A 26,695-nucleotide genomic window follows, 5' to 3' on the forward strand; every position below is an offset into this window, starting at 1 on the left:
AGGCTCCTCTCGGAGCGAGGATAGTAGCCTGACTGCGCCTTCCGTTGCAAGGACAAAGCCCTTGCAGGGCTGCTCCGGCTCATGGTATTTTTCGTGGATATTTTACAGGGAATTCACCACATGAAAATAACCATTCTCGGCAGCGGCACCTCAACCGGCGTCCCCATGGTCGGCTGCCACTGTCCGGTCTGCTCGTCGAACGACCCGAAGGACAAACGGACCCGCTCCTCCATCATGATCGAGACGGCGGGGAAGTACATCCTCGTCGACACCACGCCGGACCTTCGGCGCCAGGCCCTGCGCCAGCGGATTCCCCACATTGACGCCGTGCTCTTCACCCATCCTCACGCCGACCATGTGAACGGCATCGACGACCTGCGCGGTTTTCACTTCATCCACCGCCGGGTGATCCCCTGCCACGCCAGCCGCACAACCATGGAAATGGTGCTCAAGAGCTTCTCCTACATCTTCCGGGGACAGGAGGTGGCCGGCTACTCCCCCCTCATGGAAGCCCACATCGTGAACGAACCGTTCGCCCTTTTCGGCCAGACCATCGTCCCGATCCATCTCTACCACGGCTCCATGCCCGCCACCGGCTACCGGATCGACGGCGCCGCCTACCTCACCGACTGCAGCCGCATCCCCGCGTCGTCGCTATCGCTCCTGGCCGGCCTGGACATCCTCATCATGGACGCCCTCCGCTACACTCCCCACGAGAACCACTTCAACATCGAGGGGGCTCTCAGGATCGTGGAACAACTGAAGCCGAAGCGGGCCATCCTTACCCACCTGACCCACGAGGTGGCCCATGGGGACGAGTCGCGGCTCCCCGAAGGCGTTGAGTTTGCATACGACGGCATGGAGATTGCTTTGTAGACGGAGCTGACAAAACCAGCGGCATAAGGTTCCCATGAACAAAGACATCCGCCTCCACGGACATATCGACGATCGAATCGAGTATTACGCCATTGTGGCGGGCGAGGATGCCCACCGGCGCTACTTCTTCAACGCCGCCGAGAGCAACGGGGCGCAACTCCGCTTCTTCTCCCCCGGCAACGAGTTCGTCATCGGCCGCGGCGGCATCAGACACGCAGGCAACGGCGGTTCCTTCTGCGAGTATATGTTCGGCGTGGACCAGCCCATGACCGACCTGGCCAAGGGGGATGTCATCAACCGGCTCGTCGTCTACGGCGCCCGTTCCGGCGACGAGGGAGGGACGCTCCACTTCAGCGAACAGACCGGCGGGGAGTTGGGCTTCGACAAAATTTTCTTCGACGGCAACGCGGTGGCGAACTACTTCTTTTTCCTCGCCTCGGAACGCCTCGGCACGAGCCTCCGCCAACAGCAGACAGCCATGGTCCGCGCCGTCGGCAAGGCCCTCAAGCGCTCTCCGGCCGTGGGAGCCCATGACGAGAACACCCTCATCGACGAGGTGCTCGGGCTCCTGAACGACCCCGGCGCCCTCTTCTTTCTCTTCAAGCTGGTGAACATCCATCACCGGGAATATTACGACACCTTCCGCAGCCTCTACTTTGCCAGCAAGAAAATCTCCGACGAGGATTTCGCCGGGCTTTCGGCCATTGCCGAGCGTCACAACATCGACCGCTACCAGCAGGAGCGGATCAGGATCGATGTCATGTACAAGCATCCGGCCAATCGGCGGATCGTTGACGAATACAAGAACATCCTCATCGGCTGCCACCTCAAGGGGGAGATCAGCGCCCTGGAAAACGCCCGGCTCACTCGCCTCAAGACCCTGTCGGTGCGAAACAAGATCCCCGGCGCCCTCTTTTACGCCCTCGACGACATGCTGAAAAAAGACAAGAAGATCGGGGGGACCGAGGAGCACGAGTCCATCGCCGAGACCCGCCAGATCCTCGAAGGGCTCTTCCTGCGGGAACGGGATATCGAGAGCGCCATCGACCGGGAGGACATGGTGAGGCTCCTCTTCGCCAAAAAGCGCGCCGCCGAAGTCCGGGACCACACCTTCGAGGAGATCCTCCTCGACGCCAGCAAGGGGTGCGATGAGAGGATCCGCGACGGGGGAAACCTGTCGCTCCTGGAGGGGTTCTCCCACATCATCACCTATTTCGACCGGTTCGACGCCACGTCCCAGGCGGTGAACCAGCTCGCGTTCATGGAAACCGTGCGCATCTCCGAGGAGATGATCCGGAGCCTCCTGGGAAACCGGAGTGCCTTCGAGGAACTGCGGCCGGGGCTCTTCACCGAGATCTTCATTGACGGGATACTGGAGAACAAGTATCTGGGCCGCTACGGACGGAGGAAGGTTACGGCGCTCGTGGCGGGGCTGCGGCTTATCGAGGAGAACCGGCTCACCGTGGCGGCGCTACTGGACGAATTGCTGGCCATCGACCGTGAGGAACGGCTCGCCATCGCCCTCCTGAACCATGTGCGGGACCGGATCAGGAACTTCTACTCCAACTACGCCACCCGGGACGACCAGGCGACCATGAAACGCGAGGTGACCGAGGATCTGCGGAAACGGAAAATCATAACCGACACCATCCCCGCGCGGCTTTTTGACGAAACCATCGTTACCATCAAGAAGGAGGCGGTCTACCTCCACAGCCTCCTCCCCCAGATCATCGGCAAGAAGGACAGCGTCCTGCGGGAGGATTTCCTGGAAAACTCGGGCCTGGACCGCTTCTACGTGGAGGAACTGGAGCGGGAATACTTCGAGCTGAACCGGCTCGACCTGGAACAACTCTACCAGATACGCAAAGGGCTCAGTTAAGCCGGGACCAGGTCCCCGATTTTCTTGACTTCCCCTCCCCCCTTCCCCTACACTGCCCCTGAGTACATTTTCTACACTCAGAGGCGCCAATGACCAATCTCAGCACCCAGCTCAACGCACTCCGCGACCGCATCGCCGACTATGGCAAGGAAAACCTGGAGGAGATGCTCCATGCCGTTGCCGAGGGAATCCGCCTCGTCTCGGGCCAGGACCGTATCCGCATCTACCTGGAGGACCTGACCCGCGGAGTCCTCTCCTGCGTCTACGCCTCGGGCCCTCTGGCAGATGAGATCCGTGCGGTAAGCTTTCCCATCATTTCCCGGGAGGCCACGGTCTCCAGCGTATTCGTCAGCCAGTACCCGGCTGAGTTCCGCCATGACCCGGCCGGCCCGAGCACCTTCGACAACGGCTTTGCCGAGCGATTCGCCGTGGGTGTCTCCTCGCTCCTGCCGGTGGTGAGCCAGGGAAAGTCCATCGGCGTGGCCTGCATCGACCGCTTCCAGCCGGCGGAACTCCTCAGGGGGAAGGATAAGGCTCTCTTGGGCGAGTTCATCACCTCCGTGGCCGACCGGATCGACTCCGCCCGCATCTACCACCAGCAACTCCTGCTGGCCAGGCGGGTTGACGAGTACAAAAAACGCGAGGCCGCCTCCTTCATGGTCCAGTCGGCGGTGCGCCTCATCGACAAGCTGGTGCTCGCCTCGGTGCTCGTGCCGGTCATGGGCGACGACGGCACGGCGCGGCTCGCCATCCTGGCCAGCCATTCGGAAGACCCCCGGTTCAAGTCCCGCTACGATGAACAGGGAGAGATCGCGCTCCAGCGGGGCACCTCTCTCATCTCCCGCTTCATCGACGACAACGCCGTCATCACCGACGAACGGCTCCTGCGCCCCCTCTTCATCCCCGATCTCACCCAGCACTCCCTCCAGAAGAAGGCCCTCACCGAAGAGATGGCGCTCCGTTCCCTCTACGTGGTCCCCCGCTACGAGCCGTCCAGCCGCAAGGTCATCTGCCTCGTGAACTACTTCACCGTGGAGCTCTACCGCTTCTCCGACTTCGAGATGGGGCTCCTCCAGACCCACGCCGAGATGGCCGAGCGGGCGGTGAACGAGATCGGCGGCGAGCACCTGGAGATCCGGGTTCTGGCCGAGATCACCGAACTCCTCCAGGAACGCACCGAGGAACTGCAACCCTTCCTCACCAAGGTCCTCTCCAAGGCGACGGAGCTCATCGGCGCCGATACCGGGAGCATCGCCATCGTGGAGGAGCGGGAAGGGGGCAAGTGGCTCCTGGTGGAGGACGAGGAAGGGACCATCGTCGGCGCCAAGAACAAGGAGTGGATGAAGAAGCACATCCCCCCCTTCCGGATCGGCGGGGCCGAACTCCCCCCGGAGGAGCGGAGCCTCACGGGGTACGTCGCCTGGTCGAAACAGCCCAAAATCATCGCCCGCGTGGCAGAGGAGCAGCAGGGCGAGGGGTTCCACCGCTCCATGCACGAGCAGATCCAGAGCGAGATCGCCGTCCCCATCGTCTGCGACGACGAGGTGATCGCCGTTGCCTGCCTCAACTCCCTGAAGCCCGCCTGGTTCACCGAGGAGCACAAGCGGATCCTCCAGATCATCGACCGGCTCACTGCCCGGCACATCTCGGACCTGAAGCGGATCGAGCGGCTCCAGAACGAGGTAACGCGGCTCAAGTCCGACGTGGCCTACAAGGACCCCCAGATCTCCTCCTACCGCCTCGGCAACATCATCGGCAACAGCCGCAAGGCCCAGGAGATCGTCGACTTCATCGAGACCGTGTCGGTTCCCCTCTTCAACCGGATCACCCTCTGGTCCAAGAACGTCCTCCAGGAGGCCACCATCGGCCTCCCCTCCATCCTGGTCCTGGGGCAGACCGGCGCCGGCAAGGAATTCTTCTTCAACAACCTCTACAACAAGCTGAACGAGATGTACCAGGAGAAGCTCAACCCCAACGGCCAGCTGCCGGTGAAAAAGACCAACATCGCCGCCTACAGCGGGGATCTCACCTACTCGGAGCTCTTCGGCCACAAGAAAGGGGCCTTCACCGGCGCCTACAGCGACCGGAAGGGGATTCTGGAAGACGCGGCGGGGGGAATCGTCTTCCTGGACGAGATCGGCGACGCCGACCCCAAGACCCAGGTGCAACTCCTGCGCTTTCTCGACAACGGCGGGTTCGTGCGCCTGGGGGACAACCAGGACCGGTTCAGCCGGGTGCTCCTCGTGGCAGCCACCAACAAGGACCTGACCGAGGAGATCCGGCGGGGGAACTTCCGGGAGGACCTCTACCACCGCCTCTCTGAGCTGTCGGTGCGGGTGCCGTCCCTGAACGACCGGCGGGAGGACATCCCCGACCTGGCCACCCACTTCCTCGGCAAGCTCTACCGCACCTATCGCGGCGACGAGCCCAAGGAGGATACCCCCACCCTCGCCTACGACGCCAAGCAGATCCTGATGAACCACCACTACCACGGCAACATCCGGGAACTGCGGAGCATCCTGCTGCGGGCGCTCTTCTTCCGGAAAGGGAAAATGCTTACCGCCGACGACATCCGCCGCGCACTGGCCGCCGGCATGCGGGAGCTTCCCCCTGCCAACGCCGCCCAGGAGCTCAACGAACGGCTGTCAGTGGACATCATGCAGCAGATCGCCAACGGCGAGACCTTCTGGGAGGCGGTCTACGAGCCCTACTCCGCGAACGCCATCTCCCGGGACGTGGTACGGCTCGTCATCGAGCGGGCAAAGGATGCGGCGGGCAAGGCCATGCCCCAGGTGGCCCGTTACCTGAAAGCGGTGAACGGCGACGAAGAGGAGAACGACGAGGAACGGCGAAAATTTTTCAAGTTCAAGAATTTCCTCTATAAGACGGTGAAGCTGAGCTGATCAATCCGAGTTATCCAGAAACCTTTTCCCCCAGTTCCTGAGCGAGTTTGCAGCACATATAACCACCTTGAATGATTGACAGGTGAGCAGCTGAAGGTAAACTTGATGCGGACTCGGCAACACATCGCTCCAGGGGAAGGAGAAGGGATCATGAGAAAACTGTATCAAATTTTGAAGGTCATGCTCTGCATCGGACTGATAACAACTTTTATGGGATGCGCAGCCACACAAAAACAACAAAGCACCGGACAGTATATCGATGACTCTGTCATCACAACCAAGGTAAAGGCCGCAATCCTAGAAGAACCAACGCTGAAAACGCTGCAGATCAGTGTGAAGACTTACAACGGAACGGTCCAGTTGAGCGGTTTTGTCGATTCGGCCCAGAGCGTGAAAAAAGCAGGAGAAGTTGCCGGGAGCGTTGAGGGTGTCAACGCGGTGAAGAATGACCTGACTGTGAAATAGCTGAGGTAGTCTGGTGAATTTACGACCAGCTCAGACTGTTTTACATCCTGGCGCATGAATGCGAAAAGGCTGCAATGGCAATCACCATGCAGCCTTTTCTCGAGACGGTGTCGACCCGGCACGAGCCGGATGTTTCCGGTAGGGCAAACCTACCTCAGGTGCTACAGCAAAGTTTTCGGACCGCTGTTTCGACCTGCGCCTCCTTTCGAACATCGAATGCCTGCTCTGGTTATCTCTTCGGCCGTCGCGGCAAAAACTTGAGAGAAAAAATGGAATCAGCGCCGGCGCCGAAGGTGGGTCGCAAACTCCTCCCGTGTCAGTTCTTTCTTCCTTACCAGATGCTCGACCTGACGGCTCAGCGCCGTCCTCTCCCCCTCCTTCATGGCATCCTTGACCAGCACAAAGAAGGGAACGTTGCGCACCTGGGGAAAGAGGCGGAAGCGTTCCATGAGCTCGAACGCCGACATGTCGGGAAGCATTACGCAGCAGAAAACCATGAAGGGGCGGCCGATGGTGGCAAGGGCAACCGCCTCTTTGCCGGTGTACGCGTTAACCACATCGAAGCCGAGGGACGTTAGCGCCTTGGCCAGATGCTCCTCTCCCCGCTTCGACACCACCATCACCTGCAGGTCCCAGGTCTCGGCATCCTCCGTGAGCCCCAGCACCGCCAATTTCGTCATGAGGTAGTCGGGATCGACGGGAAGGGTGAAAAATCCGACGGCGGGAAAAATCCCTCCCACCTTCCCCTCCTGGCTGAGATAGACCGGCAGTATCGGTACGTCACGGGTGGCTGCGTTATTCTTGATGTCGAGCAGAATTCCCCACCCGTCCCTGGAGAACGGCGAGAGATCGAGAACCACCCCGAGGGGCCTGTCATCGGCAAAGTCATCCATCCCGTGGCAGGTCACCCGGTATCCCGCATAGGTCAGGTAATCGCGCACCTTCGCCGAACGCTCCTCATCACATCCCAACCCCATCAGCCAAATTTCGGGCTGCCGTTGCGTATCACTCATGGAATCCCCCGGACTGTGTGCTGCAATTGTTAATGAGTAAAATAACAAATTTTCACCCATTCGCAAGGGGATAGGGCCAGAATCTCCCAAATATTGAAAACCAGAGCCCCTTGTGTTAGCGTTTCAGGGACACGACGACAGACACACCAGGGAGGACATGACAATGCCGAACACAGTCTATTTCGCCGACATGCGGGCCGGCCACAAGGAAAACCTCTTCGACAAGATCGGCAAGCTCATGATCCTGGCCGGGGTCAGGGAGCGGGTCTCCACCGGGGATCTTGTGGCAGTCAAGGTCCACTTCGGCGAGCGGGGAAACCACACCTTCATCCGCCCAATCTTCATCAGGCGGATGGTGGAGGAAATCAAGGGATGCGGCGGCAAACCTTTTCTCACCGATTCGTCCACCCTCTATCCCGGCGAGCGGAAGGAGGCGGTTTCGGCCCTGACCTGCGCCATCGAGAACGGCTTCGCTTACGCGGTGGCCGGTGCCCCCCTCATTATGTGTGACGGCCTCCGGGGAAACTCGGGGATCCCGGTAGAGGTGAATGGTGAGATTCTGAAGAAAGTCCCGATAGCTTCCGCCATCGCCGAGGCGGACGCCATGGTGGCGGTCTCCCACTTCAAGTGCCACGAGCTGACCGGCTTCGGTGGCGCCCTCAAGAACCTTGGCATGGGGTGCTCGACCCGCCAGGGAAAGATGACCCAGCACTCCACCGTGGCCCCGAAGATCGCCGAGAAGTACTGCACCGGCTGCGGCCTCTGCCTCAAGGCCTGCGCCCACGACGCCATCGCCATCATCGAGGGGAAGGCACGGCTCGATCCCAACCACTGCGCCGGCTGTAGCCGCTGCATCACCGTCTGCCCCACCAAGGCGATCCAGATCCAGTGGAACGAAGCCGCCGATCTCGTCATGAAGAAGATGGCCGAATTCGCCAAGGGCGCCATAGTGGGAAAAGAGAAGAAGACCCTCTTCATCAACTTCATCACCCAGGTCTCCCCCGCCTGCGACTGCTACGGCCATGCCGACGCCCCCATCGTGAACGACATCGGCATCTGCGCCTCCACCGACCCGGTGGCCCTTGATCAGGCCTGTGCTGACCTCGTCAACGACGCCCAGGGCAACCAGAACACGGCCCTGGAAAGCGGCCACGAGCCCGGTGGAGACAAGTTCCGCGGCGTTCACCCGGATATCGACTGGGAGGTGCAGTTGGAGCATGCCGAGAAGATCGGCATGGGGACGCGGGAGTATGAGTTGGCGAGGGTGTAGAAAGAACGCGAACTCCCAACGAAAAAAGCAGCCCGACAAGGCTGCTTTTTTCGTCATGGGCTCAGTGACTCCCCTACCCCTTGGACCACGCCAGCTCCGGCAGCGGCAGCGACAACGCCGCTCCCTCGTCATTCCGCTCTCCGGCCTCCACGAGCTTCCAGCAATCGGTGCGGGTGAGAAGTTCGGTGACGAACCGGTGATTCATGTCGTGGCCGCTCCTGGTTGCCTTCACGTGACCGAGTATCGGACAGCCGATCATCGCCAGGTCACCCACGGTGTCGAGGATCTTGTGGCGGACGAACTCGTCTTCGAAACGCAGTCCCTCGGGATTCAGGACCCCTTGGTCACCGATGACGACGGCGTTCTCCAGGGAGCCCCCCCGGGCGAGGCCGTTGGCCTTGAGCATCTCCACCTCGGCCAGGAAACCGAAGGTGCGGGCCGACGCAAACGCTGCGGCAAACTCCTCCCCGTCGAACCGCATGGTCAGATGTTGGCTCGCCACGGCAGGATGGTTGAAGCGCATGTCGAAGGACACCTTGAACCGGCGGGACGGCATGATGGTGACTTTCTTGTCGCCGTCCGCAACAGAAACCGGCTTCTTCACCACCAGGTACTTCCTGGGCCGCGAGAGTTTCTTCGCGCCGGCCCGGCGGATGGCCGCCACAAAGGGGGCAGCGCTCCCGTCCATGATCGGCACCTCGGCGCCGTCAATGTCGACGTGGGCGTTGTCCACGCCGCAGGAGGCAAGGGCCGCCATGAGGTGCTCCACCGTGGAGACCACGGCGCCGTTCCTCCCTATGGTGGTGCAGAGGCGGGTGTTGACCACGTTGGTGGCAATCGCCTCGATGGACACGGCAGGGGAAAGGTCGATCCGGTGGAAGACGATGCCGGTTCCGGCCTCGGCGGGGCGCAGGGTGACGGTGGTTTCCCGGCCCGAGTGGACCCCGATGCCGGTGAGGGTTACTTTGTCTTTCAGAGTCTGTTGCATCGCCATGGTGGGCTCCTGGTTTGTCAGTATGCTTACTTTCTTTTCACTGAGCAACTACCGGGCCAACCATCACACAAAACATATAATCAATTATTTAGGATAGTTACAGACAGGGGATACTATTCAAGGTGGGGCACCGGCGCTGCGGGTGTGGTACGGGCGCCACAATCATTGTTGCATTAATGCGACAGCAAGGATGTCGCTACAGCCTTCCGGAGCGGATGATGGCGATGACCCACCAGAGGCCGATGAAGCCGGCGATGGTGTATCCCATGAAGGCGAAGATGGGAAATTCGAAGATCTTTGGCCCCTTGTCGGTCTGCATGATGATGGATGAACCGACGATAAGGGCCGCGATGATGAGGCTGGATGAGAGGCGGTTGATGGACTTGTCGAAGTCCCTGAGGGCCCTGTCGAGCCCCCGGTGCTCCAGGTCGATCTTGAACTTGTTGCGGTTGATCCGATTGAGGAACTCCTTCAGATCCTTGGGAAGATTGCGGAACAGGGTCACGTAGGAGGTGATGTGGGAGCCCATTTCGCGCACGAGGTGTTCCGGTGAATAACGATCCCACATGGCTTTTTTCATGAAGGGACGCAGGTGCTCCACCATGTCGAAGGCTGGGTCCAGCTCCCGCCCCATCCCTTCGATGGCCACGAGGGCCTTGGCCAGGAGCATGAGGTCGGGTTGGAAGCGGATGTGGTAGGTGGTGATCACCTCCAGGAACTCAAGGAGCATCCGCCCCACCTCGATCTGCTGAAGCGGCACCTCGTAGTAGCTGTCGATGAGCCCCGACAGGTCCCGCCTCAAGGCCCGGGTGTCGAGGGTGTCGGTAATGTCCCCCGAGTAGAGGAGAAGCGAGATCACCTCGTCCACGTCACGCTGCACGATGGCCAGGAGGATGTCGGTCAGGTACCCCTTGAGCTGGGCGTCGAGGCGCCCCACCATCCCGTAGTCCAGGAGACAGATGACGTTGTCGGGGAGGATCAGGACGTTGCCCGGATGGGGGTCGCCGTGGAAGAAGCCGTGGGTGAGGACCATCTTGAGGAAGGCGTCGGCTCCCCGCCGGGCGATGAGTTTGCGGTCGAGCCCCGCCGCATCCAGGGCCCCTGTGTCCGAGACCTTGATCCCGTTGACGTGCTCCATGGTCAGGACCCCGCCGGCAGTCTGATCCCAGTAGACCGTGGGGAAATGGAGGGTCGGGTCGCCGGCGAAGTTCTCGGCGAACTTCTCGATGGTATGGGCCTCCCGGGAGAAATCCATCTCGCGGCGGATGGTCCGGGCGAACTCCTTCACGAGCCCCACGGGGTCGTAGAGGTCGCTTCCGGGGAGGTGCCGCTCGGCCAGGAGCGCGAGCCCCATCATGGCGTCAATGTCGGTCTCCACGAGCCCCACAACGCCGGGGCGACGGACCTTGATGACCACCTCCTCGCCGGAGACGAGCCGGGCCCGGTGAACCTGGGCGATGGAGGCGGCGGCCAGGGGCTCGGGATCGATGAAAGCATAGCACTCGGACGGCTCCCGCCCCAGGTGCTTGCGGATCTGGTCCTCCACCGCCTCGAAGGGGAACGACGGGACCTGGTCCTGGAGCTTGGAGAACTCCAGGATGAAGCTGCGGGGGATGACGTCGGGGCGGGTGGAGAGGATCTGGCCCAGCTTCACAAAGGTGGGTCCCAGCTCCTCCAGGGCAAGGCGCATCCGCTCGGCCGGCGAGAGGAGGGCAAGCTCCGACTCCGGCCTGCGGAAGAGCTTGCGCCCCCGGGCCACGAACTGGGAGAGCCCCATGAGTTCCAGCGCATGGTCGAAGCCGAACTTGAAAAGGACCCTGACGATCTGCCGGTAGCGCCGCAGGCTCCGGATATTGCGGTTAAGCTGGATGAACGTCAGCATTCAGTGCCGGGTTCGGTGCAGGTGGAGAGCTTCGCCTCCAGGGCATCCACCCGCTTCACGAGGCGGTCGTACTCTTCCCGGGGAACGAGGCCGAGCCGCTCGATGGCCCCCTTCACCTCCTGGTCCGCCATCTCGGAGACCCGCTCACGGGCATCCTTGGCCATGTTCTGGAGCTTCTCCACGAGTGCCTTCCCCTCGTCTTCCCCCACCTTGTACTTCTCCTTCAGGTCAGACACCAACTCCTCGGCCTTTTTCTGGGATAGGGACACAACCCCCAGGCCGGTCAGAACCGCTTTCTCGATGAGCTCGATCATGGTCGAATCCTCCTTTAGTCAGTCATCACACGGTTAAAACGTAGCAGGAATGGCAAAAAAGACAAGCCCAAGTTCGACAGGCTCCTATATCTCAAGGTCGAGATCAGGCTGATGGAGTCTCCCCTCACGGTCGTCGAAGGGAATCGAGAGGAGTCGGCCGGCACCGCACTTAACGGCGAAGGAGTCGAGAAATCGCTGGTTCACGCGCCGCTCGGTGGCTACGGTGGCAAGCACCACTGCTTCGGCCAGGGCACGGGCGTCGGCCTCCCGGAAGACGATGGGGGCAACGCACGAAGGGACGCCGACGGAGCGGCCGAAGGCGGGGGAACGGAGGGTCAGGAGGCGGCCTGCCCTGAGAAGCGACGCGGACTTGGCGGCAAATGCGGGGATAAAGACGAGGGGAGATTTCTCTCCGCGCCCCGGCGAGAGCTGGGAAACTGAGCCCGCCAGGGCCAGATACTCCCGAAGGGTGGTCACCTCGCCACCGACCGTGGCCGCCCGGAAGGGGAATACCCAGAAGGGAAGCCGCAGCATCTCCCGCCGCGCGGCCGGCGGAGCGTCCAGGTCGGGGCCTGCCACATGGACAACCTCCCGCGGCACCAGTTCTTCCCCCACCAGTTCCCGGTAGGAGCCGCACGGCGTGCAGGGATAGATGACGTCCTCACCGCCCGCTTCAAGGGTGGCGCCGCAGGCCGGGCAGCGGAGAGGGATGACGCGAAGGTCGTGCCGGTCAGCCAAGCTCCACCTCCCCCTGCCGCTCCACGAGAGTGAAGAACCAGGTCCCAAGCCGCTCCGGCGAAAGCCCGCCGTTGGCGGCCAGCCACCCCAGGAACCCCACGGCGGCGGCAGCGCCGAGAAGCTGATGGAGTGTGAAGGCGAACACAAGAAGCGTCACCGTGATGAGGGGGCGCAGGAGCGTCAGGCGAGTGCTCCCCGGAAGCCGCCCCGCCAGTACCCGGCCGTTCACCCCGTCGATGGTGACGGGATAGAGACGGTCGTCACGGGCGAAGGTGAGGCTCCAGACCGGGTACGAGATGAGGGCGAGGCACTCGCCACAGAGGGAGAAGCGCCCCGTGGAGCGGATCACCCCGTTTCCCCCGCCCCTGGCCCTGGCCTGGGCCACCGCCTCCCGCCGCACCTCGTCGGGGTCCTTCACCGGATCGAACACCGTCCCCCGGCCGGAGACAAGGGCGAAATCCATCCCCCGGAGGGGAAGAACGGCACCGACCACGGCGATCCCCCGCAGGCCGAAGCGTGACACATCGCAGGCCGGAGAGCTGTAGTCCACCGCCACCATGACGCTCTCGGTGGCGCACTGGCTGGGGCCCCGCACCTCCCGCACCGTCTTCATGCCGTTCTCGTCGTACTCTTCCTCCCGCGTCACCGTCTCCCGCTCGGTCCAGAGCCAGCCGGCAGCGTGGCCCCGCAACCGCCAGAAGGGGAGGAAGCAGAGCTCGCCCCCCTCGAACCGGAGCCGCTCCACCACGTCCGGGTCGCCGCCGGCCGCGGCCACGGCCCGACGGGCATTGGCCCGGGCCTGAGCCAGGTCGATTCGCTCCTCGATCCAGAAGCGGGCAATCCCCGCCTCCCCCGAAACGGCAAGAGAGGTGCCGCAGGAGGGGCACCGGGCGTTGCGGTCACCCTCCCGGAAGGAGAAAGGGCTGGCACACTGGGGGCAGGAAATGGTGACGGTCTGCTGCTCGGCCATTCAGGCCTCCCGCCGGAGAAACGCCGTGAAGGAAAAATACGCCATTCCGAAGATGACAGCAAAGGCAACGGCCCGATGGAGATGATTCTTCACCGCCAGACCCACGATAATGAGCAATAGGGCATACCCCGCCACCAGTACCGCGTGGCGCAGCGGAAGCGTAGCAGCGCTCCGCGGCAGGGGATCCAGGAGATACGCCCGGCGGTCCACCGCCGAGACCACGGCCCGGCAATCGCTGCCATTGACACGGAAGGTGAGGAGGTAGAGGGGAAGATGGACGAGGGACAGAGAGGCGGGCTCCTTCCCGGCCCCGTTCGCCAGGGCCTCGGCCACGGGGATGTCGGGAGGGGTGAAATCACTTCCCTTCGGCACGTAGAGGAGATCACCCCCGGGGAGAACCAGGGATGTCACCCCGAACCACGGGTGCCGCAGGGCCGGGACGAGACGCGTTCCTCCGCCGGAGCGGGAGAGCCAGAAGGGGGCCACGAGATGCTCGCACCCGAGCCGCTCCACCGGCGAATCATTCCTCTCACCCTCCAGAGTGGAGGCGAGGGTGCTCCATGCCAGCCGGTCATCCCGGTTGTGGGCCAGGTAATATTCGGCAATCCCCCTTCCCTCTTCCGCCACAAAGGAGGAGGTGCAGAAGGGGCAGTGGTGGAAGCGGGTCTCGGTGCGGGCCTCGACCGGGGCGCCGCATTGGGGGCAGGATACGGTCACCGGCTATCCTCCGGCGGGCCGTCCGCACCCGGGGCAGAACCGGGAATCCGCCGGCAACTCCTTGCCGCAGCCGGCGCAGAAGCCGGGTCCCGCGGCAGCGCCGCACTGGTGGCAGAACCTGGCCCCGGCCACAAGCGGCGTTGCACACCGGGGACACCCTCCTCCCGCAGGAGCCGGCGCCGGTTTCGCCCCCCCGCCTCCCATGGCGCTTGCCACCATGCCGGGCAGGATCATGCCGAGACCGGCCCCAAGGCCGAGCCCCATCCCCTGGGCGGCCTCGCCGCCCCCTTCCGCCGAGGCCGCCTTCTCCAGGCTCTGGGCCGCCTTGAACTTCAGATAGCGGTCCACGTCCCCGGCCGCCTCCATGGAGCTTCGCTCGTCTATGACCTTCTGGACCTCCGGCGGCGGTGTAATCGCATTCACGTAGAGCTCGGCCAACTCGATGCCGAAACCACCGAAATCCGTTGCGAGCCTTCCTTTCAGGGCGCCAGCCATCTCGTCGTAGCGGGCCGGGAGGTCGAGGACCGTATCGATGGTCTCCCCCAGGTAGTCGTTCAGCCGCGCCACGATGATATCCCGGAAGAACTCCTCCAGCTCGACGCTCGTGTAGAGTCCCCGGGTCCCCACCAGGGCGTTCACGAGAAGCTCGGGATCCACAACCCGCAGGGTGTAGGTGCCGAAGGCCCGCAGGCGCACCATGCCGAAGCGGCTGTCCCGGAACGCCACCGGCTCCTTGGTCCCCCAGCGGAGATCGGTAAAGGTGTGCATCCCCACGAAGCAGGCTTCGCAGCGGAAGGGTGAGGTGAACCCCCAGGGGAGCGACAGGAGCTTCGTGAGGATCGGGAGGTTGGCGCTCGTGAGGGTATGGCGGCCCGGGCCGAAGCAGTCGGCGGCCTTGCCGTCCTTGAAGAAGACTGCCCGTTGGCTCTCCCGCACCACCAGCTGGGCACCGAACTTGATCTCTGCCGACCCCTGGGGAGGTATGCGGCGGACCATCTCCCGGCCGCTGTCGTCGAACCACTCGATTACTTCGAGAAAGACCGCATTCATGTCGTTAATTGCCACGGGGACCTCCATCGAGAACTATTATTCAAACAGCCGTCTTCTGATTGATGCAGCTGTAGCACGTATCGGAGATCAGGGGCAAAACTTGAGATATTTTAACAAAAGATGGTCATTTCCTCAGGAGCCAGAGGATAAGAGAGAGAATCACCGAGATGAGGATGCTCGTGGCGAGGGGGAAGTAGAAGGTGAAGTTGTCGCGCTTCACGTAGATATCGCCGGGAAGCCGGCCGAGCCAGGGAATCTTGCCGGCGAAGGTGAGGACGACTCCGATGGCGGCAATGATGAGCCCGAACACGATGAGCGATTTGCCGAGCCCCTGCATCACTTCGCCCCTTCCCGCGGATGGTACCGTTCCTTCTCGCTGTAGATGCAGCCGCAGTACTGCTGCCGGTAGAGCCCCAGCTCCTTGGAGAGGCGGATCCCCTCCTGCCACCCCCGCCGGTAGTCGTCGTAGTAAAAAGCCACGCCGTGGCGCTCGGCGGCCCGCTCGGCGCAGTCGCGGATGGCGTCGTGCTTCTGGTACCGGCTGTAGAGGAGGGTCGAGGTGAAGGCGTCGAAGCCCCCTGCGGCAGCGGCGGCCGCCACGGCATCGAGGCGCGAGAAGTAGCAGTAAAAGCAGCGTTCCTCCGGGTTCTGCGCCACAGCGGCCAGGAACTCCTCCAGCCGGTACTCGTCGCGCCAGATCACATCGAGCCCCACCTTTTCCGCATACTCCTGCACTGTGTCGCGACGGTGGGCGTACTCCTGATAGGGATGGATATTGTGGTTGAACCAGTAGCCTGTCACCGCCGCGCCCCGGTCCCGGAGTTGTGCCACCGGATAGGCGGCGCACGGCCCGCAGCACATATGGAGGAGGATTTTCATGCCTGAACCCTTCGGAATCACAAAGTAACGGAATTCTTCGCCGATAGTACCTCAAGTGGCGCCGAAGGCTCAAGCGTTCATATGGGAGCTTGCGGCCCCACAGGAGGTATCATTAAATTTTTGTTACCCTGGTCACTCACTCATTGATTGATTAACGTTTTGATATTTGGTATTTTACTCCGCGTTTCCAAAACGAACATGTTTCCGAGAGGGCAAACTTCGGGCAACCGGAGGACGCAAAGCCACGGGTCCTGACTCCATGGTCAGGATAGCCGGGTTGTCGAAGAGCAACGCCCGCCTTCCATAGGTGCGGGGGTCTGTTTCTGAGGTAGGAAGCAAACTCACCCCATGGAGGTGGCGCATGCGCTGCACGAAACGAGTTTGTGGAAAGATCACCCTTCACCTTGGTACCCTCGGCATCCTCTGCCTCGCAGCGGGAATGGCCGGTGCCGCCCCCACTCCCCAGAAGTTCGTAGCCGATGAGTTGATCGTCCAGTTCAAGGCCGGCGTCCACAAGGCCAATTCCGACAGTGTCCTCAAGGGGGCCGGCGCCCAGGAAGCCGAGGATATCCCCCAGCTGCGGGTGAAGAGGATCAAGGTACCTGCCGCGGCCCGCACAAAGGTGAAGGCCGCCCTCGCCAAGAATCCCCAGGTGTCCTTTGTGGAAGAGAACTATCTGGCTGAACCGACAGCGATTCCCAACGATACCTCCTACGCCTCCCAGTGGCATCTCCCCAAGATTGCCGCACCGGCGGGATGGGACATCTCCACCGGTTCCAGTTCCGTTGACATCGCCATCCTGGACTCTGGCGTCGACCCCAGCCACCCGGACCTGGCCGGCAAGCTTCTCCCCGGTTTCAACTTTGTTCTCAACAACGCCGATACCCACGATGTCACCGGCCACGGGACAAAGGTCGCAGGCTCGGCCGCGGCCATGGGCAACAACGGCGCCGGGGTTGCCGGCGTGGCCTGGAAGAACCAGGTCATGCCCCTGGTGATCGCGGACTCCACCGGCTACGCCACCTACTCGCGCATGGCCAGCGCCATCACCTACGCCGCCGATCATGGCGTCAGGATCATCAATCTCAGCTACGGCGGCTCCACCAGCTCCTCGACCCTCCAGAATGCCGTGAACTACGCCTGGAACAAAGGCGCTATCGTCTTCGCCTCGGCAGCCAACTACAACACGAGCACCCCCTACTATCCGGCCGCCTGCACCAACGCGGTGTCGGTGTCGGCCACCGACGCCAATAATGCCAAGGCGAGCTTCTCCAACTACGGCCCTACCATCGATATCGCGGCCCCCGGCGTCTCCATCCTCACCACCGCCAACGGCGGCGGCTATGCAAGCGTGAGCGGGACATCCTTCTCCTCTCCCATCGCGGCGGGGCTCGGCGCGCTGATCCTCTCCGTCAACCCGACCCTGACCAGCGCCCAGGTGGTGGACATCATCACCAGCAATGCCGACGACATCGGCACCCCGGGCTTCGATCAGTACTTCGGTTACGGAAGAATCAATGTCCTCAAGAGCCTCACGGCTGCCCAGAATGCGGTGCCGGTCAGCGACGCCACCGCTCCGACCGCATCGATCACCTCCCCCACGAGTTCCAGCACCGTGAAAGGAAATGCGTCGGTGGCGGTTGCGGCATCCGATAACGTCGGCGTGGCCAAGGTGGAGCTCCGCATCAACGGCGCCCTCTTCGCCACGGCAACCACCGCTCCCTACGCCTTCTCGTGGGACACTACCGCCACGGCGGACGGCTCCTACTCCCTTGAGGCCGTGGCCTTTGACGCCGCGGGTAACACGGGATGGTCAGGCAGTGTTTTCGTCGTGGTCGCCAACGCGGCCACAGCCGTCACCACTCCCCCCCCCGTTACCACCACGACCGCGGCCGACACCATCGCCCCGACCGTTGCCATCAGATCTCCCGTCAACGGAGCGACAATCGGGACCAAGACCACCGTTTCCATCGCTGCCGGCGATAACGTGGCGATCAGCAGGATAGAGCTCCTTTTTGACGGCAACCTTGTCACGGCGGTGAGCGGACGGGGCACCCTCTCCTACACCATGAACACCCGCAAAGTCGTCGGTGGCACCCACACCATTCTAGCCAGGGCCTTCGATGCCGCGGGAAATATGAGCACCTCCACCATATCGGTCCTCAAATAACATCCAATCAGGAAAGAGGGGGTAGCGGCGCTCCCCCCTCTTTTGTCCTGAAACTCCAAACACAACCGATTCAACCATTCGCGTGAATTCATCATCCAGGCTGCTATACTTGTAATCGAAGCATCCCAACTCTTCATTGCAGGTACTGCACCATGAACTCAAGGACTCCACAACTCCCCCCCCATGTGGATCTGCAGCCGGTTCTGCGCAGCATTCCCCTGTTTGCCCCCCTTCCCCCCGACGATATCGAAAGCCTGAGCAGACTCATCGACATACGGGTCTTTCCCAAGAACCGCACTATCCTCCATGAGGCCGACACCGCCAACTACATGTACCTCGTCCTTGCGGGAAAGGTGCGGGTGGTGCAGCAGGGAGCCGACGGCTCGGAGCAGGTCCTGGCCATTCATCGCAAGGGAGCGTTTTTCGGCGAAATGGCACTTCTTGACGGCCGCACGTCACCGGCGACCCTCATGGCCCATGAAGATGCCACCGTCGGCCTCATTGCCCGCACCACCTTCGAGAGCCAGATTCTCACCAATGACCGGGTGCTGCGCCAGATCATCAGCGTGCTCTGCGGACGGCTGCGCGAATCGTGGTTCCTCATGAAGCTGACCCGCTTTCCCTCTGCAGAGCAGAAGATCCGGGGCGTTCTCAAGTATCTCGGCACCCAGTACGGCGTCGACGACTCGCGGGGGAAAATTCTCACTATCAAGCTCACCCACCAGACCGTCGCCAGCTATGCATCGGTGTCCCGTGAGACAGCGAGCCGCATTCTGGGCCGTTTCTCCCGAAACGGAGAGATCGAGTTGCTCGCCAGTCGGAGAATGCTCCTGAAACCTCTCCTTTTTCACAACCCGCCTTATTTGTGATCGGCATCACACTTTTTCGTCTCAAGTTTTAATGGTTACTGCCGACAAGTATTCCAGATAACAAGAAAAGTTTCCGAAAGGGCAAACTTCGGGTAACCGGGGGACGCAAAGCCACGGGTCCTGACTCCATGGTCAGGATAGCCGGGTTGTCGAAGAGCAACGCCCGCCTTCCATAGGTGCGGGGGTCTGTTTCTGAGGTAGGAAGCAAACTCACCCCATGGAGGTGGCGCATGCGCTGCACGAAACGAGTTTGTGGAAAGATCACCCTTCACCTTGGTACCCTTGGCATCCTCTGCCTCGCAGCGGGAATGGCCGGTGCCGCCCCCACTCCCCAGAAGTTCGTAGCCGATGAGTTGATCGTCCAGTTCAAGGCCGGCGTCCACAAGGCCAATTCCGACAGTGTCCTCAAGGGGGCCGGCGCCCAGGAAGCCGAGGATATCCCCCAGCTGCGGGTGAAGAGGATCAAGGTACCTGCCGCGGCCCGCACAAAGGTGAAGGCCGCCCTCGCCAAGAATCCCCAGGTGTCCTTTGTGGAAGAGAACTATCTGGCTGAACCGACAGCGATCCCCAACGATACCTCCTACGCCTCCCAGTGGCATCTCCCCAAGATTGCCGCACCGGCGGGATGGGACATCTCCACCGGTTCCAGTTCCGTTGACATCGCCATCCTGGACTCTGGCGTCGACCCCAGCCACCCGGACCTTGCCGGCAAGCTTCTCCCCGGTTTCAACTTTGTTCTCAACAACGCCGATACCCACGATGTCACCGGCCACGGGACAAAGGTCGCAGGCTCGGCCGCGGCCATGGGCAACAACGGCGCCGGGGTTGCCGGCGTGGCCTGGAAGAACCAGGTCATGCCCCTGGTGATCGCGGACTCCACCGGCTACGCCACCTACTCGCGCATGGCCAGCGCCATCACCTACGCCGCCGATCATGGCGTCAGGATCATCAACCTCAGCTACGGCGGCTCCACCAGCTCCTCGACCCTCCAGAATGCCGTGAACTACGCCTGGAACAAAGGCGCTATCGTCTTCGCCTCGGCAGCCAACTACAACACGAGCACCCCCTACTATCCGGCCGCCTGCACCAACGCGGTGTCGGTGTCGGCCACCGACGCCAATGATGCCAAGGCGAGCTTCTCCAACTACGGCCCTACCATCGATATCGCGGCCCCCGGCGTCTCCATCCTCACCACCGCCAACGGCGGCGGCTATGCAAGCGTGAGCGGGACATCCTTCTCCTCTCCCATCGCGGCGGGGCTCGGCGCGCTGATCCTCTCCGTCAACCCGACCCTGACCAGCGCCCAGGTGGTGGACATCATCACCAGCAATGCCGACGACATCGGCACCCCGGGCTTCGATCAGTACTTCGGCTACGGAAGAATCAATGTCCTCAAGAGCCTCACGGCCGCCCAGAGTGCGGTGCCGATAAGCGACGCCACTGCTCCGACCGCATCGATCACCTCCCCCACGAGTTCCAGCACCGTGAAAGGAAATGCGGCGGTGGCGGTGGCGGCATCCGATAACGTCGGCGTGGCCAAGGTGGAGCTCCGCATCAACGGCGCCCTCTTCGCCACGGCAACCACCGCTCCCTACGCCTTCTCGTGGGACACTACCACCACGGTGGACGGCTCCTACTCCCTTGAGGCCGTGGCCTTTGACGCCGCGGGTAACATGGGGCAATCAAGCGCTGTTTCAGTCAAGGTTTCAAACACTGTGGACACCATCGCCCCAACCGTCGCCATCACCTCCCCGGCCAACGGTGCAACGATCGGCACCAGTGCAACCATCTCCATCGCCGCCAGTGACAATGTGGGAGTAAGCCGCATCGAGATCTACATCGACGGCAAGCTGGCAACCAGCAAAACCGGCGTCTCCAGCCTGTCTTACATCTGGAACACGAGGAAGATTGCTGCCGGAGCCCATACCATACTGTCCAAGGCCTTCGATGCCGCCGGCAACGCCGCAACCGCTTCCATTACTGTCTACAAGTAGCACCGCTTCTTCCACGATCCCGCACAAAGGGGACGGCAACTGGCCGTCCCCTTTCTCATTTATCCGCCGGACGCACAAAGGGGAAACGGCGCTTGCCGTCTCCCCTTCGTCCCATCCATTGCTGACTGTATGCTGTTGCGTTACTTCATCCGTCTCCTGCCGTAGAGTGCCAGGCCGATCAGGCCGGTGCCGAGGAGCATGATTGTGCCCGGCTCGGGAACAACTTCCTGCTGGCCACCGCCGCCATCATCAGACTTCCATGTCACGTCATGCGATCCGGGATTATTTTCCCAGTTGGTTACGATTCTGGCATTATTGCCGCCGCCTTGCTCAGCCGTTTCAAGAGCCATAACATCGAAGTGTACCCAGTCATAGCCGGTAACCGTGATGCCGGAAAAAGTCATGATCTGGCCATCAGCAGCACCCGTTTCAAGAGCGAAATCAGGAACGGCACCGGCGATCTTGGAGAAGTTACCGATATCATAGAAAAGGAAATCGGCGACATTGGCCTGGACGGGAGCATGATTATTCGGGAAGAAACTGTCTGTTAGAGAGGATGTGATAAACGTAGCGCCGGGTATCGTGAGTGTCCCAGTGTCACCATCGGGCACGGAAACAACCAGGATGGCACCCTTTCCGTTAAAGATCGACGGCAGGCTGTCGAACGACGACCAGTCAAGCCCACCGTCGAATTTCCCCCCGAGGCTCAAAACGTTGTTGTTCTGATACACACCAGCAACGTAGAGGGTACCGCCTGTGGTGATTGCCGTATCGTTTTCGGTAGGGTTAGTCGTACTGGCCTGATAGTTCGCATAGGTGCCCTCACCTGGACCACCCGGCGCCCCCAGTTGGAGGACCGGTACAGCCTGTGCAGATGCCGCCATACCAAGAACGAGTAGTGATGCCATAAGTAACTTTTTCATATAAACCTCCCTGTACAGAAGAAGTTCGCTTCAAATAGTATTCAAGAGGAATGCAAGCAATCATCATACCACTCACAACTCAGTGTAATTATTGACAACTATCTAAATAGGCCACCGCATACGTAAAGAATACCGACAGATCAACCCAGACGTAAAGACACGCAAGCCAATAATTTCGTAATGTTACAGGGATTATCCATGCGTATGAAAAACCGACACAATTCTGAGAATTGGAAATTATTCCAACAAGTTCCTTCACCATGCGTCCGTTACTAATTAGAATCTCAGAAATTTGTTACGGGAGGAATTGCATAGACAACGCCGAGTCTAAAATATCAACGCCTCTCGGGCCAGCCGGACGGAAACCTTGCGCTTGGCGGCCAGGGCATACCGGCTGATGGCATCCAGTGCCTCGATGAGGGAGGGGACATCGCGGCGGACGTGGAGGAGGAGGTAGTCGATGACGTCGGCGGGGAGGACGATCTGGCGGTCTGCGGCAAGTTTTTTCATGATGAGGCGGCGGGAGTCGTCGTCGGAGATGTCGACCCGGGCCACGAGCCCCCAGAGGAGGCGGGAGATGAGGTGGTCGTCAATGGTGGGAAGTTCCCTGGGTGGGTAGAGGCCGGTGATGGCGATGGGGCGTCCGGCCTGGTAGAAGTCGTTGAAGAGCTGCCAGAGCTCGACCCGCACCGCCTGCTGGTCAGGGATGAGGTGGAGGTCGTCAACCAGCAGTGCCGGAGCGTCGCGGAACCGCTCGGCCAGCTTCGACACCGCCTCGGCCGGGTATTCACCGCCATACACCTCGTCCACATCCTTGAAGGAGATGCAGGGAACCGACGAGAGCCCCGCCCGTGCGCTGAAGTGTGCTCCAATCGCCATGAGAAGGTGGGTCTTCCCTGATCCGGAGGGGCCGTGGAGGTAGAGGAGGTTCTCCGCCCCCTCATCGTCCGTTAGCCGCCGGACAAAGCGGTAGGCGGTTTCGTTGCCGGAGCAGATGACAAAATTGTCGAGGGAATACTTCGGATTTACGGGAAAGTCGAAGACAAGTTGCATGGGTCGGACGCTAGAAAAGGTTTCCCTGGGACGATGACGGCGGAGCGATGCGGCCGAAGTGCTCGTAGGCCGCCCTGGTCGCCACCCGTCCGCGGGGGGTGCGGTTGATGAAGCCGTGCTGGATGAGGAACGGTTCGTAGACGTCCTCGATGGTGTCCCGCTCCTCGCCGATGGCTGCTGCGATGGTGTCGAGCCCCACGGGACCGCCGCCGAACTTGTCGATGATGGTGAGCATGATGGTCCGGTCCATATGGTCGAACCCCTTCTCGTCGATTTCCAGGAGCTTCAGGGATTCGTCCACCACGGTTGCGGTGATGACACCGTCGGCCCGCACCTGGGCGAAGTCCCGCACCCGGCGCAGCAGACGGTTGGCGATGCGGGGGGTGCCGCGGCTCCGGCGGGCCAGCTCCCGGGCACCCTCCGGCTCGATGCCGATGTTCAGAATACGGGCGGAACGGGTGACGATGGTGGTGAGCTCATCATCGGTGTAGAACTCCAGGCGGGAGATGACACCGAAGCGGTCCCGAAGCGGCGAGGAAAGGAGCCCGGCCCTCGTGGTGGCCCCAACGAGGGTGAACTTCGGGAGATCCAGCTTGATGGTCCGGGCGCTGGGCCCCTGGCCGATGATTATGTCGAGCTGGTAGTCCTCCATGGCCGGATAGAGGATCTCCTCCACCACATGGGAGAGACGGTGGATCTCGTCGATGAAGAGGACGTCGTGGGGCTCAAGATTCGTGAGGATCGCAGCCAGGTCGCCGGGGCGCTCGATGACCGGGCCGGAGGTGGACTTGATGTTCACCCCCATTTCGCAGGCGATGATGTTGGCCAGCGTCGTCTTTCCCAGACCCGGCGGGCCATAGAGGAGGACGTGGTCCAGGGCCTCGCCCCGCTTCCGCGCCGCATCGATGAAGACCCGCAGGTTTCCCTTGGCCTTCTCCTGGCCAATATAATCGTCCAGCGCCCGGGGGCGCAGGGACGATTCGATCAGGTCGTCTTCGGTTATGTCGGGGGTAACGAGTCGGGTCATAAAACCTTGTAGGGGCGCCGCATGCTGAGCCCTGTCGAGGAATGGGCGCAGCATGCGACGCCCATTCGATTATTTCATCAGAATCTTCAACGCCTGCCGGAGGACCATCTCGGTGGAGGCGCCGGGCTCGATGGCCATCTCCGCCAGCACCTTTCGGACCACCGCCTCCTTGTAGCCCAGGTTTACGAGGGCGGAAGCCACATCATCGGCCACTTCGGGGGGGGCCTCGCTGGGGGCCGTCTCCTTTGTCGAGGGAGCTACATCCATCTTCCGCACCTTCTCCTTCAACTCCAGCACGAGGCGTTCGGCGGTTTTCTTCCCGATGCCGGGAATCGACGAGAGCCGGACTAAATTCCCCTGGACGATGGCGGCTGCCAGCTCGTCGGGTTGGATGTTGGAGAGGATGTCCCGGGCCATCTTGGGGCCGATGCCGGAAACGGAGATGAGAACCTGGAAGAACTCCTTCTCGGTCACGGTCCGGAACCCGAAGAGGCTGATGGCGTCTTCCTTGACGTGGGTGTAAATGGAAAGGGAAACCGTCTTCCCCTCATCGGGGAGCTCGTAGTAGGTGGAGAAGGGGATCTGGACCCGGTAGCCGACACCGTTCACGTCGATGATGATGGCGTCGGGGGACTTGTGGGCGAGCATGCCGGTGAGACGGGCTATCATCTGATGCTCCGGAGGATGGATTTCATGCCGGCCGAATTGGCGTGACAGACCGCCACGGCCAATGCGTCGGACGCGTCGGCCTGGGCGATCTCGGGAAGGTTGAGGAGGGACTTGACCATCTGCTGCACCTGCTCCTTGCGGGCATGGCCGTAGCCGACAACCGCCTGCTTGACCTGCATGGCCGTGTACTCGCTGACCGTGAGCCCCGCGTTCACCCCGGCCACGATGGCGGCCCCACGGGCCTGCCCCAGCTTCAGGGCGCTCTGGGCGTTGTGGGCGAGGAACACCTGCTCCACGGCCATGGCGTCGGGACGGTATTCTGCGATGACCCGGCAGAGGCCTTCGAATATCCTGTGGAGGCGGAGCGCGAACTCCTTGTGGCTGTCGGTGTAGATGGCACCGTTGTCCACATGGACGAGGCGGTTGCCGACCTTCTCGATGATGCCGTAGCCGGTGATGCGCGACCCGGGGTCGATGCCAAGGACTCTCATGACAAACTGCAGAATTCAGAATCCAGAAGTCAGAATTCAGAAATTAAAAAGATTTCCTCCTGACCCCTGACCCCTGACTCCTGACTCCTTATATATTTGCTCTTGCACAAAAAGAAGGGGAGCCGAGCTCCCCGTCGTTGCTTACATCAGCTTTTCCATTTCTTCTGTCGAAATATCGAAGTTCGCATAGACGTTCTGAACGTCGTCGTTGTCCTCAAGCCGGTCCATGAGCTTCAGCATATTCTCGGCGTTCTTGCCGTCCAGCTTCACCATGGTCTGGGGAATCATGGTTATCTCGGCGGACTCATGGGCGAATCCGGCCTTCTCCAGGGCATCACGCACCTCGATGAAGGAGGTCGGGTCGGTCAGCACTTCGTATTGCTCCTCCTCGTCGGCCACGTCCTCGGCTCCCGCCTCCAGGGCCACCTCGAAGAGCTTCTCGAAATCGGCATCCTTGCTGACGACGATGAGCCCCTTCTTGTCGAACATCCAGGAGACGCAGCCGGTCTCACCCATGTTGCCGTTGCATTTGGTGAAGGTGCTCCGCACGTCACCCACGGTCCGGTTGCGGTTGTCGGTCATGCACTCCACGAGGACCGCCACGCCGCCGGGGCCGTACCCCTCGTAGACGATCTCCTCGTAGTTGACCCCCTCAAGCTCGCCGGTCCCCTTCTTGATGGCCCGCTCGATGTTGTCCTTGGGCATGTTCTCGGCCTTGGCCTTGTCAACGGCACTTCGCAGACGGGGGTTTCCGTTGGGATCTCCACCACCCAGCTTCGCGGCTACGGTGATCTCCTTGATAATCTTGGTGAAGATTTTCCCCCGCTTGGCGTCAGCGGCACCTTTCTTATGCCTGATTGTGCTCCATTTATTATGTCCCGACATGCGACTGCTCCTTCTGCTAAACTGTGGGCCGGCGCCCGAAATCGGCAGATAGTAGCATGGGAAAATCTTGGTTGTAAAGGTTGAAAGTTTATGTAAAATGGGCCATCAGACTGCACGACGCCCCACCCACAACGACTCGCGAGGTACGCCCATGACTCGTCCCGCCACTGTTCACGGTTCCGCCTCCACCCGTACCGGCAGACTCGTTCGTCTCATGGCGGCCTCTGCCCTTCTCACCGCCGCCTGCGCCACCATCACCCCCGCCACCACCCCGGACCCGAACAGACTCCCTCCCGTACTCGCCCAGGACGAGATCATTCGGCCCTATACTAAAATAGGTACCGTCGAGGTGAGCCGTGAGCGCCTGGGATCCATCGACGACCTTAAGAATGAGGCGGATGAATGGGCCTACGACGCCCTGGGAGCCGAAGCCGCCAAGCTGGGGGCCGATGCCATCATCCTCCCCGAAGTCCAAGCGAAAAAAGGGTCATACCTCTTCTTCCCCTCAACCTCCATCAAAGCAAAGGGGATAGCGATCAGATTCAACTGACCGCCACCCCTTCCGCCCGCCCTTATTATCTTTTCCTATCCTTACTCCCACTCGCCCTTTAAAATCCATTCAAACCCCAGTACACCCGCCATAGAATCAACAGCACAATCAAAC

The 26,695-nt window shown here is 61.6% G+C and carries 25 protein-coding genes and 2 riboswitches; of the genes, 9 read left to right on the plus strand and 16 right to left on the minus strand.

Features of this window, described 5'->3' with window-relative positions:
- The first annotated feature begins 120 nt into the window (after positions 1-120).
- The 4 genes from KI811_RS02655 to KI811_RS02670 all read left to right on the plus strand — a co-directional run bounded on the left by KI811_RS02655 (position 121) and on the right by KI811_RS02670 (position 6,123).
- Positions 121-876 (plus strand): GPMC system MBL fold metallohydrolase, encoded by a 756-nt coding sequence (locus KI811_RS02655; RefSeq protein ID WP_214184938.1) that lies wholly within the window; start codon positions 121-123, stop codon positions 874-876.
- 34 nt (positions 877-910) lie between these two features.
- Positions 911-2,755 (plus strand): TIGR04442 family protein, encoded by a 1,845-nt coding sequence (locus tag KI811_RS02660; protein ID WP_214184939.1) that lies wholly within the window; start codon positions 911-913, stop codon positions 2,753-2,755.
- Positions 2,756-2,844: 89 nt separating this feature from the next.
- The gene (locus KI811_RS02665) at positions 2,845-5,658 is read left to right on the plus strand and encodes a GPMC system transcriptional regulator (RefSeq protein WP_214184940.1); all 2,814 of its coding nucleotides are present in this window, start codon (positions 2,845-2,847) and stop codon (positions 5,656-5,658) included.
- A gap of 150 nt (positions 5,659-5,808) precedes the next feature.
- Positions 5,809-6,123 (plus strand): BON domain-containing protein, encoded by a 315-nt coding sequence (locus KI811_RS02670; RefSeq protein WP_214184941.1) that lies wholly within the window; start codon positions 5,809-5,811, stop codon positions 6,121-6,123.
- A gap of 275 nt (positions 6,124-6,398) precedes the next feature.
- On the opposite strand, the gene KI811_RS02675 is transcribed toward KI811_RS02670, so the two are convergent.
- On the minus strand, positions 6,399-7,136 hold the full coding sequence (locus KI811_RS02675; protein WP_214184942.1) for a response regulator: 738 nt from the start codon (positions 7,134-7,136) through the stop codon (positions 6,399-6,401).
- Positions 7,137-7,299: 163 nt separating this feature from the next.
- Between KI811_RS02675 and KI811_RS02680 the strand changes: the two genes are divergently transcribed.
- A complete protein-coding gene (locus KI811_RS02680; RefSeq protein WP_214184943.1) occupies positions 7,300-8,406 on the plus strand; it encodes a DUF362 domain-containing protein in 1,107 nt (368 codons plus the stop codon).
- A gap of 73 nt (positions 8,407-8,479) precedes the next feature.
- Here the strand turns inward: KI811_RS02680 and lpxC are convergent, their stop codons facing one another.
- The 9 genes from lpxC to KI811_RS02725 form a co-directional block, all read right to left on the minus strand.
- A complete protein-coding gene (gene lpxC / locus KI811_RS02685) occupies positions 8,480-9,400 on the minus strand; it encodes a UDP-3-O-acyl-N-acetylglucosamine deacetylase (RefSeq protein WP_214184944.1) in 921 nt (306 codons plus the stop codon).
- A gap of 196 nt (positions 9,401-9,596) precedes the next feature.
- A complete protein-coding gene (locus KI811_RS02690; RefSeq protein WP_214184945.1) occupies positions 9,597-11,282 on the minus strand; it encodes an ABC1 kinase family protein in 1,686 nt (561 codons plus the stop codon).
- Positions 11,276-11,596, minus strand: coding sequence for a phasin family protein (locus tag KI811_RS02695; protein WP_214184946.1), 321 nt, complete (start codon positions 11,594-11,596; stop codon positions 11,276-11,278). Before KI811_RS02695 ends, KI811_RS02690 begins: the two co-directional genes overlap by 7 nt.
- An 84-nt stretch (positions 11,597-11,680) precedes the next feature.
- On the minus strand, positions 11,681-12,334 hold the full coding sequence (locus tag KI811_RS02700; protein ID WP_214184947.1) for a hypothetical protein: 654 nt from the start codon (positions 12,332-12,334) through the stop codon (positions 11,681-11,683).
- A complete protein-coding gene (locus KI811_RS02705) occupies positions 12,327-13,304 on the minus strand; it encodes a TFIIB-type zinc ribbon-containing protein (RefSeq protein WP_214184948.1) in 978 nt (325 codons plus the stop codon). Before KI811_RS02705 ends, KI811_RS02700 begins: the two co-directional genes overlap by 8 nt.
- Positions 13,305-14,021 (minus strand): DNA gyrase inhibitor YacG, encoded by a 717-nt coding sequence (locus KI811_RS02710; protein ID WP_214184949.1) that lies wholly within the window; start codon positions 14,019-14,021, stop codon positions 13,305-13,307.
- 3 nt (positions 14,022-14,024) lie between these two features.
- Complete coding sequence (locus KI811_RS02715; RefSeq protein ID WP_214184950.1) at positions 14,025-15,086, minus strand: SPFH domain-containing protein; 1,062 nt, start codon at positions 15,084-15,086, stop codon at positions 14,025-14,027.
- A gap of 109 nt (positions 15,087-15,195) precedes the next feature.
- Entirely contained in the window at positions 15,196-15,408 is a 213-nt protein-coding gene (locus KI811_RS02720) for a DUF2905 domain-containing protein (RefSeq protein ID WP_214185126.1), read from the minus strand.
- Positions 15,408-15,950, minus strand: a complete 543-nt coding sequence (locus tag KI811_RS02725) for an epoxyqueuosine reductase QueH (protein ID WP_214184951.1) — start codon at positions 15,948-15,950, stop codon at positions 15,408-15,410. The genes KI811_RS02720 and KI811_RS02725 overlap by 1 nt, the downstream gene beginning before the upstream one ends.
- A gap of 201 nt (positions 15,951-16,151) precedes the next feature.
- Positions 16,152-16,235, plus strand: a riboswitch (cyclic di-GMP riboswitch).
- A 76-nt stretch (positions 16,236-16,311) separates the two neighbouring features.
- On the opposite strand from KI811_RS02725, the gene KI811_RS02730 reads away from it, so the two are divergent.
- From KI811_RS02730 to KI811_RS02740, 3 genes are all read left to right on the plus strand, one after another.
- Positions 16,312-18,120, plus strand: coding sequence for a S8 family serine peptidase (locus KI811_RS02730; protein WP_214184952.1), 1,809 nt, complete (start codon positions 16,312-16,314; stop codon positions 18,118-18,120).
- Positions 18,121-18,272: 152 nt separating this feature from the next.
- Positions 18,273-18,989: a Crp/Fnr family transcriptional regulator gene (locus KI811_RS02735; protein WP_214184953.1), complete on the plus strand. Its 717-nt coding sequence runs from the start codon at positions 18,273-18,275 to the stop codon at positions 18,987-18,989.
- A 70-nt stretch (positions 18,990-19,059) separates the two neighbouring features.
- Positions 19,060-19,143: riboswitch (cyclic di-GMP riboswitch) on the plus strand.
- Between the two features lie 76 nt (positions 19,144-19,219).
- Positions 19,220-20,983 (plus strand): S8 family serine peptidase, encoded by a 1,764-nt coding sequence (locus tag KI811_RS02740; protein ID WP_214184954.1) that lies wholly within the window; start codon positions 19,220-19,222, stop codon positions 20,981-20,983.
- 140 nt (positions 20,984-21,123) lie between these two features.
- Here KI811_RS02740 and KI811_RS18510 read toward each other — a convergent pair whose 3' ends face one another.
- From KI811_RS18510 to KI811_RS02770, 6 genes are all read right to left on the minus strand, one after another.
- Entirely contained in the window at positions 21,124-21,906 is a 783-nt protein-coding gene (locus tag KI811_RS18510; RefSeq protein WP_246551233.1) for a choice-of-anchor N protein, read from the minus strand.
- Positions 21,907-22,233: 327 nt separating this feature from the next.
- Positions 22,234-22,959, minus strand: coding sequence for a DnaA/Hda family protein (locus KI811_RS02750; RefSeq protein ID WP_214184955.1), 726 nt, complete (start codon positions 22,957-22,959; stop codon positions 22,234-22,236).
- Between the two features lie 10 nt (positions 22,960-22,969).
- Positions 22,970-23,986 (minus strand): Holliday junction branch migration DNA helicase RuvB, encoded by a 1,017-nt coding sequence (gene ruvB, locus KI811_RS02755; RefSeq protein WP_214184956.1) that lies wholly within the window; start codon positions 23,984-23,986, stop codon positions 22,970-22,972.
- Between the two features lie 69 nt (positions 23,987-24,055).
- Positions 24,056-24,655, minus strand: a complete 600-nt coding sequence (gene ruvA / locus KI811_RS02760; RefSeq protein WP_214184957.1) for a Holliday junction branch migration protein RuvA — start codon at positions 24,653-24,655, stop codon at positions 24,056-24,058.
- On the minus strand, positions 24,652-25,146 hold the full coding sequence (gene ruvC / locus KI811_RS02765; protein ID WP_214184958.1) for a crossover junction endodeoxyribonuclease RuvC: 495 nt from the start codon (positions 25,144-25,146) through the stop codon (positions 24,652-24,654). The genes ruvA and ruvC overlap by 4 nt, the downstream gene beginning before the upstream one ends.
- A 141-nt stretch (positions 25,147-25,287) precedes the next feature.
- Positions 25,288-26,031, minus strand: coding sequence for a YebC/PmpR family DNA-binding transcriptional regulator (locus KI811_RS02770; RefSeq protein WP_214184959.1), 744 nt, complete (start codon positions 26,029-26,031; stop codon positions 25,288-25,290).
- A gap of 151 nt (positions 26,032-26,182) precedes the next feature.
- Between KI811_RS02770 and KI811_RS02775 the strand changes: the two genes are divergently transcribed.
- On the plus strand, positions 26,183-26,581 hold the full coding sequence (locus KI811_RS02775; RefSeq protein WP_214184960.1) for a hypothetical protein: 399 nt from the start codon (positions 26,183-26,185) through the stop codon (positions 26,579-26,581).
- The last annotated feature ends 114 nt before the right edge of the window (positions 26,582-26,695 follow it).

Source organism: Geobacter hydrogenophilus, from assembly GCF_018501225.1.
In the GTDB taxonomy this organism is placed as follows: domain Bacteria; phylum Desulfobacterota; class Desulfuromonadia; order Geobacterales; family Geobacteraceae; genus Geobacter; species Geobacter hydrogenophilus.